The following is an 11,510-nucleotide window of genomic DNA, read 5'->3' on the forward strand; positions in this document are numbered from 1 at the left end:
GTGGTCGGGCCCTTCGTAGCCACCGCCGCGCGACTCGTACCGGTGGGTCGCGCGGCGGTGGTGTGTGTCCGTGCCTTGTGGACGCCTTGTGGACGCCTTGCGGACGTGGCTCCGCCCGCGGCGGTGTCAGCGAGTCGTGTGGCGGGGCGCGTCCAGCGGGTGCCGGCCCGGGAGTACCGTGGCGGCCTTGTCGAGGCCGCCGACCGGCGTCGCCGCGGGAGCGGAGAACGCCGGCGTGAGGGCCGCCGCGTGGACATCGGCTTTCGCCGCCGGGAGTACGCCGCCCGCGACCCAGTGGGTGTCGACCCAGGAGTTGCCGTTGGCGACCGCGTTGGCCAGCTCGGTCCGCATGTTCACCGAGTACGAGGCGTTCGGCCCGAACATCTGGACGCTCTGCACGCTCGCCGACTCCTGCGTCAGGTATTCCTTGGCCGACGGCGACAGCAGCGCCTCGGTGGACCACAGAACCGGTCCGTAGGTGGCGTTGCTCGCGTTGCCCACGGCGGCGTTCTGCCAGGTCCAGGTGTCCTGGACGACGGCCTCGTACGGGGCGGCCCACCAGAAGCGCGCCAGGTCGACGGCGGTCTGGTCGGTCGAACCACCGTCGATCGCCCAGTACTCCCAGTCCTTGGTCAACGGCATCGTGCCCAGCGCCGTCCTGGCGTTGCGACCGACCGTCACCAGGTTGGTTGTGGCCGGGTCGAGCGAGTTGAGGAAGTTGGTCACCGAGCTGGTGGGCGTGGTGCCGTGGGTCAGCAGCACCACTCCTCGGCCCTTGTAGCCCAGCGCGCCCGCGGCGGCCGAGGCCGACATGGGGTCGTGGTAGTCGGTGCCGTCCGCGAGGAAGACCCATTCGGGTGCGCTGGTGATCTGCAGGGCGACCCTCGCCGACACGGCCGTGAGGTCCGCGCCGCCGAGCCGGAGGACCTTGTAGCCCAGCGCCGTGACGGTGTTCGCCACCGAGTCGTTGATCAGATTGGTGCCGCCGACCAGGTAGACGGTGCTGCCCTTGGGCAGGCCGCGCTTCAGCTCGGCGGAGGCGGTCGTGTCCAGCGACGTACCCGAGGACATGATGACCGGGCCCTGCTTCTCGGCGGCCAGCGAGATCGCCGGCGACGAGTAGGTCGACATCGCCTTGTTGACCAGGACCGCCGACCTGGCCGGGATCAGCCCCGGCACGTGCGGCTTGCCCACGGTGTCGAACGCCCAGCGCGAGGCGGCCTGATCGATGGTGACCGATCCGCTCGCGTACACCCAGGAGAAGGTGTTCTTGCGCAGCGGCTGCCACGAGGGGTTGGAGCCTGTCGTGCTGACCGTGCTGACCGAGCCGTCGGACAGCGTGAGCATCTCGACCGTGGTCGAGTCGGCGCCGGCGACGTCGTACGCGATCCTGCCGCCGGCCGGGTCCCAGGTCGGGTGCAGGTGGTCGGCCGCGTCGGTGGTCACCTGCGTGATGCCGGTGCCGTCGGCCGCCGCGGTGAAGAGCTGACGGTGGCCGTCCACCACCCGTACGAAGACCAGCGTGCTGCCGTCGGCCGAGAACACCGGCGACGAGGCGTCGCTGATCGTCTTCGACAGGTTCCCGCTGACCGGGTCGAACGTCCACACGTCCGGGGCGGCGTCGCTGCCGACCGTGACCCGGTCGAAGGCGACCTGGCCGGTCGGGCTCGTCGTGGGATTGTCGTCGGTGACTCCGGCCGGATGCTGAGTACCGGTCAGCAGTGGCACCGGGGCGAAGGCGCCGTCGGAAGGCCCGTAGAAGAGTTCGCCGCCCGAGCCGGAGATGACGTAGGCGCCGTCCATCCAGTAGACGGGGCCGGTGAAGCCCGGTCCGGCGGCGCCGCCGTTGGCTCCCGGCAACTGGACCAGCGACGTCGTGCCGGTGGTCCGCCCGGTGACCAACTGCTCCGTGGAGCCGGCCACCACGCGGGTACCGTCGGGCGCCCAGCCCGGGGTGATGCCGTTGTCGGCGATGGAGGGTACGGAGGTGAGTCCGGTGCCGTCCGGCTTGATCGTGAACAGGTGCGAGCCGGAGCCGCCCGACAGACCGATCACTCCGCCCTGGGCGTTGATGGTCGTGGCCCCGGCGCCGGGCATGGTGACGGCGAGCGCGCCGGCCGCCAGTGCGGAGACGGATATGAGCGCCGCGAGATTGCGGCGCGAAGTCGACTTCAAGGAAACCCCCCACAGGTTCTGAACTTCTGTGCCGTCGGGGCTCCGATCCGTAGTAATGCGGAGCGCCTCACTACGGCTGGCAGATCGTATGCACGCAGGGTGGTATCGCCCCCAACAGAGTTGGACCTCGCGGTGAACTGTCGAAGGCGCGCGATATTCGGCCCGCGGCGGCCGGGCGTTCTGGCCGGGCGTTCGCCGCGCATTGCGACGAATGCGCCGTGCCGTTCGGGTGACAACCGTTCGCGCCGCCCGTATCCGGCGCCCATCGGGGTTCATACCTGACCCCATGAACTGGAAACCGCCGAGACGAACGGTGCGTGTCGCAGTGCGAGGAGAGAATTACGGATCCCTTCGGCATCGCGTTGTCGCCGGATGCTGTGCCCTGCTGCTCCTGGCCCTGACGTCGGGCGCGGCAGCCCAGGCCGCCTCGTGGCCCGACGACGGCGGTTCAAACCGGCTTGACCCGCGCATCACGGAGATCATGCGGAAGCCGGACTACCCCAACGCCCAGTGGGGGCTGCTCCAGCAGGACCCGGACAGCGGGCGGGTCGTCCACAGCCGGTTCGCCGAGCAGTTCTTCATCCCCGGGTCGGTGGCCAAGCTGTTCGGCACCTCCGGGGCGTGGAACACCCTCGGCGGCGACCACCGCTTCAAGACGCCGGTCTACGCGGTCGGCGAGCGCAGCGGAAGCACACTGGACGGCGATCTCGACCTTGTCGCCCAAGGTGACCTCACCATGGGCGGCAGGACCCGTCCCGACGGCACGGTCGACTACACGGACCTCGACCACACGTACGCCAACGACTTCCCCGGCGCCACGCTCACGCCGCAGAACCCGCTCGCCGGGATCACCCGGATCGCGCAGCAGGTGCGGCGTTCCGGCATCACCCGCGTCGACGGGAACGTGATCGTCGACAACCGGCTCTTCCAGCCCGAGCCGGTCTTCGTCCCCGTCCCGACCCCCCTGATCATCAACGACAATCTCATCGACCTGCTGACCACCCCTGGCGCCCGCGCCGGCGCACCCGCGCGACTGGACTGGCGGCCGAAAGTCGCCCCGTACCGCGTCACGTCGACCGTGCGGACGGTCGCGGCGGGTGAGCCGACCGACATCGAGGTGACGACCTCCGACAACGGCACCCGGATCCGTCTGTCCGGCACCATCGCGGCCGACTCCGAACCGGCTCTGAAGGTGTCGCCCATCGCCGATCCGGCGGCCTTCGGACGTACCGCGCTGATCGAGGCGCTGGGGCGGGCCGGGGTGAAGGTGACCGCGAATCCGACCGGTGCCAACCCGGTCGGCCAACTCCCCGGTTCGTACGCGGGCCGGGCGCGCGTGGCGCTGTACACCTCCCCGCCGTACGCCCAGTACGCCAAGCTCATCTTCAAGGTCAGCCACAACCTGGGCGGCAACCTCGCCATCTGTCTGATGGCGGTCGCGGCCGGCAGCAAGGACTGCATGGACGGCTTCCCGGTGCTGGCCGACTTCCTGGAACGCGCGGGCGTCGACCGCAAGCAGGTCCAACTCCTGGACGGCCGTGGCGGAAACCCCGTCGACCGGACCACGCCCAAGGCCGTGGTGCGGTTGCTGACGTACTGGCACCGCACCCCCGAGGCGGAGGTCTTCCGGAACGCGCTGCCCATCCTCGGCGTCGACGGCCTGCTGGCCGACAACTGCACCAACTGCCCGGCGCGCGGAAAGGTGTTCGCCAAGACCGGCGCCGCCGTCGGGCTCGACGCACTCAACAATCGCCTGGCCGTCGGCGCCATCACGATCGCCGGCTACCTGGACAGGGGCAACGGCCGCTTCGACGTCTTCTTCGCCGGCGTGAACGGCGCCTCCACCCCGACAACTGACGTCAACGGTGTGCTCGATATTGGCAACGACCTCGCCATGATCTCCGCGTACTTGCAGGAGGCGGCGGCGCGGCGAGAAGACTGAGAGCACGCTGGGAGCACGCTGAAAGCACGCTGCGTCGCGGCCGATCGAGGGGATCCGCACGCTACGAGGCACGCGCGGGTGTAACACCCGTAAGGCGGTGGCTCCTCGTCCGGGCGTGCTGGTCAGTGGCGGCGGGCTGTGACGATCCAGGCGCGCGAGTCGAAGTACACGCCGCTGCCGGTGTCGTGGGCGGCGAGGGTGGCGCGTAGCCGTGTGCGTGCCTGCTCGGCCGTCGCGGCGTCGAGGTCGGCGAGCAGGTCCTGGAATTTCAGCAGGCGGAGCACGTTGTCGAAGGCGGTGGCGCTGTCCGGGCCGTAGTAGACGGGTTCGTGTACGTCGGTGAAGCTGACGTCCGTGAAGCCCGCCGCCGCCAGGATGCCTTCCGTGATGCTCGGGTCGGCGAGGGAGAACGCGTCCGGGCCGGGGGCGGGGGGTGTGGGTGTGGGTGTCGCTGTGGGTGTGGCTGTTCCGCCGGTGAGACTCCGGCGGATCGCGGAGGCCCACTCATTGCGGTCGCGGTCCTGCCAGACCAGCAGCACAAGGCGCGCCGTGGGGCGCAGAGCGCGCCCGATGTTGGTGAACGCGGCGACCGGGTCGGCGAAGAACATCGTTCCGAACCGGCTGATACAGAGGTCGAAATGCGTCGGTGAGAAGCGGTGAACCTGGGCATCCGCCTGTTGGTACGTGACGTTGGGCGGTCCCTGGTCGTCGCTGAGCCGGCGGGCCCGTTCGAGCATCGGCGCGGAGATGTCGACGCCCAGCGCGCTTCCGGCGACGGCGCCGCGGGCGGCCTCGCGCGTGGTCTGGCCCGTACCGCAGCCGATGTCGAGCACACGGTCGCGGGAGCCGACGCGGGCGGCGGCGCGGAAGTGCTCGTTGTGCAGCCGCAACTCCGCGTCGTAGTCGAACAGTTCGGTATCTCTGGCCCCGTCCTCACCTGCGGCCCGCTCGAAGGTCGGCCGCCGCTGGGGTCCCCGCTGGTCGGACATCACGGTCATCAAATCCTCTCGATACCGATTTCAGCATGATCGTTGGTCTTGTGGAAATAACCCTTCGATGCGGTATACCAAGGTCGGAAGACGGTCAATCGGACGGGCTCCAGCACAGCTCGCGGGCCCCGGGAATCCCTGGTCGGATCCCTGCTCAGATCCCTACGGTATTCGTGGGCGCCGTTGATGCCCGAGCTCAGAGCGCGAGTTCGATGCTTGTCACCCGCTCAACGACAAACCCCCAGGTCAGTGACTGGGGGTGTAAGTCGCCTGGACCTCTCGGCGCAGCCCGCGCTCTCCGCGTGCCCTAACTGCCCCAAACGTGGCGGGGGAGGGTGATGGTCATGTGTGTGCCTCGCGCGCGGTACGGCGTTACGCGTCGAACTCGCCGCGCCAGGCGAAGTCGAGGAGGGCCTCGGGCAGGTAGCCGGACTCGACCTCGACCGGGATGCCATTGGCCTTTGCCAGACAGGCGATCGCCAGCGGAGCGAGGGCCACGACCCCCTGGATGTTCAGGGCGCGGTCCTCGTCCGCTGTCCAGTACTCCTTGTGCCAGCGGACGGCATCGGCAAAAGCCTCGTTGAAGCCGGCGGCGTCGTTGCGCAGGTAGCGGTAGAGCATCATGATCGGCGGGTACCGGAGCTTGGTCATGGTCTCCGCGTCGAGGACGCGGGCCTGCTCGGGGGCGCTCAGGTCCACGGCGCGCACCAGGTGCGTGCGCAGGTCGTCACGGCGGAGCCAGAAACTCTGGAGGGTCTCCACCCAGGCGTAGGCGTACTCGTCCAGCGTGCCGCCGAAGTCGCGCAGCAGGGACACCGGGACCCGCGCCAGCATGTCGAGGCGGGCTCCTTCACGACAGATGACAGAGAGGTAGAAGGCATCGAGCCACGCGTCCGCGTTGAGATAGGTCTGCGGCCCGGTGGTGGCGAGGCGGCGCTCCTCCTGACGGATCTTGCAGGTGACCGCTTCCCCGTCGGGAACGGCGGCGGCGAAGACAGCCGAATGCACCTGCATGGCCAGCAGCCAGGACTCCCAGGTCTCCAGCATGACCGCGCCGGGGTCGCCGACACAACGGACCAGGGCGACGTTCATCGACTCCGTGACCGCGCTCGACCTGGAGTTGTGCGAGGTCTCGATCTCCTGCAGCGAATCGGACAGTGACTCCTCCATGACGGGAACTACCGCCGCCATCGCGTCCTTCGGATAGTCCTGGCGCAGCACGATCACGGACGCTGTCTCCTCTGTCAGATCTTGAAGAATTCGAGGACGGCCCCAGCGTATTTAGCGCCGCCGCCCAAGGCCGACTTGAGCCCCTCGGCAACGTCCGCGTTCGCCCATATCTTGCCCGAGGCATCGGTCACCTGCAGCGCCGGCCGATGCTGCATCTCGGCGATGATGGTCCGCAGGTACGGCTCGGTGTCCTGCTTCATGGAGGGTGTCGATCCAGGCGTAGAAGAACTCGTCGTAGCGCGAACCGTTCTCGCGAAGCAGAGACAGCGGCACCCGGCACAGCGCCGTGATCTTGTCCCGTTCCCTGCACACCACGGCCAAGTAGAAGGCGGTGAGCCAGGCGTTCGGGTGCACATACCACTGCGGGCCGGTGGCCTGGAGTATCCGGTCCTTGTGCGCGATGCGGCACTGCACGTGGTCCTCGGCCGTGGTCGCCGCGGCGAAAACGGCGGTCCCAACCTGCATCGCGTTCACCCAGGCATCCCAGGTGGGGAAAATCGATCCCCTCGGGTCCATCAGGCAGTGCGCCTTGGCGAGGGTGAGCGTGGTGCCCATGGCATCACCCAGCCTGGTGGAGCGTTCCTCCAGCCCGTCGATCAGCTCCTGCGCGTTCTCCTGGAGCAAGGCCAGGCCCGCTTCCGCGTTCTCCGCGGGAAAGGAGTGGCGGAGGATGGCCGAGACCAACGTGGTTCTCCTTAGAAGAGCTTGAAGTACTTGAGCTCGGCCCCTGCGTACCTACCGGTGTTCTCGGTTGCCTGGACGAGAACGTAGCGCAAGGTCTCGTTCTCGATGGCCTTCTTGATCTCTGCGGCGTACTTGGCGTCGCCCGGTGATCTGAAGGCGCGCTGCTGCGCTCCCCTCCTGGACCCGTTGGGCGTCTCCGGCAGAGGCCGGCAGAGGGGGGGGCGTCGACCTCCCCGGCCGGATATCGCGCTCCCCACTCCCCCTGCGGGGAAGCCGGGCCCTGCGCCCTCTTCCGCGCGGACCGCGTACCCATGACACTGGCGCGGGTCGAGCTCCACCGACCCGTGCTCCGTTCATGGACCTGATGGATCTGCTTGTGAGAGGACGAAGATGAACTCTTCCCGCTCTTTGGACCGCCGTACCGTTGTACGGGGTGCGCTGGCCGCCGGTGTTGGTGCCGTGCTCGTTCCGACGCTGCTGTCGGGCGTCGCCCAGGCGTACACCTGGTCGCGCACACTCAGCCAGGGAGCCAGCGGCGCGGACGTGACCGAACTGCAGATCAGGATCGCCGGCTGGGCAGCGGACAGCGCGAGCCACAGCCTCGTCGGCATCGACGGGAACTTCGGCCCCGCCACCACCGCTGCGGTACGCCGGTTCCAGGCGGCCTACGGTCTCGGCGCCGACGGCGTCGCCGGTCCCGCGACGCATGCGCAGCTCAACGCCCTTGAGCAGTCGGACGGCTCGACGGCGCACTTCGACTTCAGCGAGTTCACCGACCGGGTCAGCGGTACCTTCGCCGGCGGCAAGCTGAGCACCGCCGCCACCAAGGAGAACGCCCGGCGCGCGATGTACAAGCTCGAAGCCCTGCGCAAGAAGCTGGGCAACGTACCCATCACAGTCAACTCCGGCTTCCGCAGCATCGCGCACAACTCGCAGGTAGGCGGCGCCAGCGACAGCATGCACCTCTACGGCACCGCGGCGGACCTGGGCGTACCCGGCGTAGCCAACCGGACCGTCTACCAGAAGGCCGAGACCTGCGGCTTCTCCGGCCTGGAGACGTACACCGAGGACCACCAGCACGTCGACAGCCGGGCCGACCTCGGCCGGGCCTGGTGGTGGCAGGACGGCACGATCTGACGTCCCCGCTCGGTCAGGGGTGCGTCACGGTGGGGCATGAGGGCCTTCCGATCGTCCGGTGTGGATGTCGCCGATGTCGCCACCCACACCGGACCCGGAAGGCCGGACCCTGAGGGCCCTCACTCGTTCAGGGCCAACCCACAACGCGATCCGTCGTCAAACTCCTGGACACAGCACCCAGGTCGGTGTCTTCGACCTCTGTCAGAGCAGTCCCAGTCGGGTGATCTCCCGTCCTGCCGAGCGGTCCATCACCATCTGGAGGCCCGCCGCGCGTGTTCGCTCGTACGCGGCCTCGTCTATGACTTCGAGTTGGAACCAGACCGCTTTGGCGCCGAGCGTCACCGCCTGGTCGGCGATGGCGCCGGCGAGGTCGGAGTTGACGAATACGTTCACCACATCCACCGGGAAGGGGATGTCCGCCAGGGAGGCGTAGCCCTGTTCGCCTCCCACCGCTTCGGCCTTGGGGTGCACGGGCACCACCTTCTTGCCGATGCGGCGCAGTTTGTCGGCCACGCGGTAGGCGGCCCGTTCGGGGTTGCTGGACAGGCCGACCACTGCCCAGGTGTCTCCGGTGTTGGTCAGGATATTGCTTGCCGTCGCGTCATCGCCGTAGACCGTCATGCCCGGTTCAACGTCGACGACGGCGTGGCAGTGCCCAACAGGACGGGTACGTGGGTGCCGCGGTCCCGTGCGGCACCGGTTGTCGGCGGCCGGCTGACGGCTGAGGGCCGCCGGCTGACGGCCGCTCAGCTTCTCCCGTAGGCGCCCCGGTTCCCCCGCTCCCGCCGTCGCCTACAGATCGGCACCGATCCCGGTCAGCGCGCGGACTTCCATCTCCGCCTGCTTGTCGGGATCCGCGGGATGCCTGCTGAACACCGTGCCGAGGTATCCGCACACGAAGGAGAGCGGAATCGACACGACGCCCGGATTGGAGAGCGGGAACCAGTGGAAGTCGACGCTCGTGATGATCGACGTGGGGGTGCCCGAAACCGCCGGCGAGAAGAGAATGAGTACGAGGCAGGAGGCCAGACCGCCGTAGATGCTCCACAGCGTTCCCGAGGTGTTGAAGCGTTTCCAGTACAACGTGTAGAGCATCGTAGGCAAGTTGGCGGACGCGGCGAGCGCCAGGGCCAGCGATACGAGGAAGGCGACGTTCTGCCCCTCGGCCACAATGCCGCCGATGATGGCCAGGAAACCGATCACGATCGCCGTCAGGCGGGCAACGCGTATCTCGGACCGGGGATCGGCCTTCCCGCGCCGTATCACGTTGGCGTAGACGTCATGGGCGAAGGACGCCGAAGCGGCCAGGGTCAGGCCGGCCACGACCGCGAGGATCGTCGCGAAGGCCACCGCCGCGACAATTCCCAGGAGCACGACTCCACCGATACGGAAGGCCAGTAGAGGCGCCGCTGAGTTCTCCCCGCCCGGGGCGTGAGCGATGGCGTCGGAACCGACCAGGGCCGTCGCGCTGTAACCGACGACCAGGATTCCCAGGTAGAAGACGAACATCGACCAGGAGCACCACACCACCGAGCTGCGCGCCTCCTTGGCGCTGGGCACGGTGTAGAAGCGCATCAACACGTGCGGCAGGCTGGAGATGCCGAGAACGAGCGACAGAGCCAGCGAGACGAAGTCGAGTTGGCTCTTGGCGTCCGTGCCGTAGGAGTTGCCCGGCTGAAGCAGTCGCTCGCCCAACGGGCTGTGCTGCGTGGCCTGTTGCAGGAGCGCGGAGAAGTTGAATCCGAACTTGCCAATGAGGAACACGCTGATGAAGGTCACGCAGACCAGCAGCAGACCGGCCTTGATGATCTGCACCCAGGTGGTGCCCTTCATCCCGCCCACCAGGACGTAGAGGACCATGACGATCCCCACCACCGTGATGAGGAGCGCCTGCCCGGCCCTGGTGTGCACGTCCAGCAGCAGAGCGATCAACCCGCCCGCCCCGGCCATCTGGGCCAGCATGTAGAAGAACGTGATCACCAGGGTGGAGTTGGCCGCCGCGGCCCGCACCGGGCGCTCCTTCATGCGGAAGGCCATCACGTCGCCCATGGTGAATCGTCCGGTGTTGCGCACTCTCTCACCGACGAGCAAAAGGGCGACCAGCCAGGCGACCAGCCATCCGACGGAGTAGAGGAATCCGTCGTAGCCATGGACCGCGATCGCTCCGGAAATGCCCAGGAAGGAAGCGGCGGAGAGGAAGTCACCGGACATCGCGACGCCGTTCTGCATACCGGTGAAGGCGCTGCCGGCGGCGTAGTAGTCGGCCGTCGTCTGGTTTCTGTTGGTGACCTTGTAGACGATGAACAGAGTAATGAAGACAAATATCAGGAACACGCTCAGATTGAGTGTGGGACTACCGGTCGCCGAGACCGCGAGCTGCGATGTCATTCCTTGCCGACTCCTGCCAGTTCGTTGATCCTCCGCACCTCCGGATCAAGTTCCTTCCGGGCGAAACGCTGGTACGCCAGGACGATCGCGATGGTGGATGCGAACTGCGCCAGGCCGAGGACGGTTCCGGTGTTGATTTCACCTATCAGCTTGTGACTCATGAACGCGTGCGCGTAGGCGGAGAGAAGAGCGAACGCCAGATACCACAAGAGGAAGGCGGCGCTCATCGGAAAGACGAACAGCCGAAGTCGTCTGCGCAGCCGCGAGAACTCCGGGCTCTGCTGAATCGCGTGGTAGTCGGGCCCGGCTTCGTCACGGGCGTCGATGAACTCACGTACGGCAGGGCGCGCGGAGGATTCGGCGGTCGGCGACCGTACCGGTTTGGTCATGTTTCTCTCCTGGGGCATTCGGGCAGGACGGTCAACTGGTGCCCCTGGAGGGAGAGACGGGAAGGGGTGAGCCGTGGTCCGCTGAGCGGTGGAAAGTGTAGTGAGACGCCGCGCGCCGTCAAACAATGCCCCACCACTCACACGATACGCACAATATCTGCACCACGCCCCTACCGCGCCCCGGCCTTGCGTCACTTGACGACTCAAAGCTTTGAGGGGTTCCCGAATTGAGGAAGGCTTGGCCTTCCGTTTGTTGAGTACTTACCATATCGGACATCTGGGCGCGGGGCCCCAGCTTGTTACCGTTCTGTTGCCTGCTTCAAACTCGCCCGCGCTACCCAATACTTGACGAGCAGACACATAATGGGCGGCAATAGGTCGGAGCCGAGAAGTGGGAGATGAAGCAATCAATGGATTTCCTGGGGGACAGCGCCCGCGTCGCCTGGTCGGCCGGAACCCCTTGGCCGAACCTTCCCTCATCTCTTGAGATGCTTCTCCACCGGCCTGGCATATGCCCGCCCTTGGGTTCGCGCACAGCGGCGTGACCGCGGGTAGTCGCGTTCGCCGACCTCGCCC

General features: G+C 67.6%; 10 protein-coding genes. 2 read left to right on the top strand and 8 right to left on the bottom strand.

The features are described 5' to 3' along the window. Positions 1-126: 126 nt before the first annotated feature. Positions 127-2,175 carry a PD40 domain-containing protein gene (locus QR77_RS42270; RefSeq protein ID WP_052488862.1) on the bottom strand — a complete coding sequence of 683 codons (2,049 nt, stop codon included), beginning with the start codon at positions 2,173-2,175 and terminating at the stop codon, positions 127-129. Between the two features lie 325 nt (positions 2,176-2,500). Here QR77_RS42270 and dacB point away from each other — a divergent pair, with 325 nt between their 5' ends. After that, positions 2,501-4,117, top strand: coding sequence for a D-alanyl-D-alanine carboxypeptidase/D-alanyl-D-alanine-endopeptidase (gene dacB / locus QR77_RS17810; RefSeq protein WP_040022873.1), 1,617 nt, complete (start codon positions 2,501-2,503; stop codon positions 4,115-4,117). A gap of 122 nt (positions 4,118-4,239) precedes the next feature. On the opposite strand, the gene QR77_RS17815 is transcribed toward dacB, so the two are convergent. From QR77_RS17815 to QR77_RS17830, 4 genes are all read right to left on the bottom strand, one after another. Then, positions 4,240-5,106, bottom strand: a complete 867-nt coding sequence (locus tag QR77_RS17815; protein ID WP_236710711.1) for a class I SAM-dependent methyltransferase — start codon at positions 5,104-5,106, stop codon at positions 4,240-4,242. A 372-nt stretch (positions 5,107-5,478) separates the two neighbouring features. Further along, positions 5,479-6,333 (bottom strand): immunity 49 family protein, encoded by an 855-nt coding sequence (locus tag QR77_RS17820; protein ID WP_236710712.1) that lies wholly within the window; start codon positions 6,331-6,333, stop codon positions 5,479-5,481. A 54-nt stretch (positions 6,334-6,387) separates the two neighbouring features. Continuing rightward, positions 6,388-7,020 (bottom strand): immunity 49 family protein, encoded by a 633-nt coding sequence (locus QR77_RS17825; protein WP_236710713.1) that lies wholly within the window; start codon positions 7,018-7,020, stop codon positions 6,388-6,390. An 11-nt stretch (positions 7,021-7,031) separates the two neighbouring features. Continuing rightward, a complete protein-coding gene (locus tag QR77_RS17830) occupies positions 7,032-7,358 on the bottom strand; it encodes a hypothetical protein (RefSeq protein ID WP_040022875.1) in 327 nt (108 codons plus the stop codon). Positions 7,359-7,410: 52 nt separating this feature from the next. On the opposite strand from QR77_RS17830, the gene QR77_RS17835 reads away from it, so the two are divergent. Beyond that, positions 7,411-8,157: a D-Ala-D-Ala carboxypeptidase family metallohydrolase gene (locus QR77_RS17835; protein ID WP_040022877.1), complete on the top strand. Its 747-nt coding sequence runs from the start codon at positions 7,411-7,413 to the stop codon at positions 8,155-8,157. A gap of 201 nt (positions 8,158-8,358) precedes the next feature. Here QR77_RS17835 and QR77_RS17840 read toward each other — a convergent pair whose 3' ends face one another. The 3 genes from QR77_RS17840 to QR77_RS17850 all read right to left on the bottom strand — a co-directional run bounded on the left by QR77_RS17840 (position 8,359) and on the right by QR77_RS17850 (position 10,934). Next, complete coding sequence (locus QR77_RS17840) at positions 8,359-8,778, bottom strand: CoA-binding protein (protein WP_040022878.1); 420 nt, start codon at positions 8,776-8,778, stop codon at positions 8,359-8,361. Between the two features lie 171 nt (positions 8,779-8,949). Further along, positions 8,950-10,545: a cation acetate symporter gene (locus QR77_RS17845; protein WP_040022879.1), complete on the bottom strand. Its 1,596-nt coding sequence runs from the start codon at positions 10,543-10,545 to the stop codon at positions 8,950-8,952. Then, complete coding sequence (locus QR77_RS17850; RefSeq protein WP_040022881.1) at positions 10,542-10,934, bottom strand: DUF485 domain-containing protein; 393 nt, start codon at positions 10,932-10,934, stop codon at positions 10,542-10,544. Before QR77_RS17850 ends, QR77_RS17845 begins: the two co-directional genes overlap by 4 nt. Positions 10,935-11,510: the final 576 nt, after the last annotated feature.

It is taken from the genome of Streptomyces sp. 150FB (assembly GCF_000818195.1).
Classification (GTDB): Bacteria; Actinomycetota; Actinomycetes; order Streptomycetales; family Streptomycetaceae; genus Streptomyces.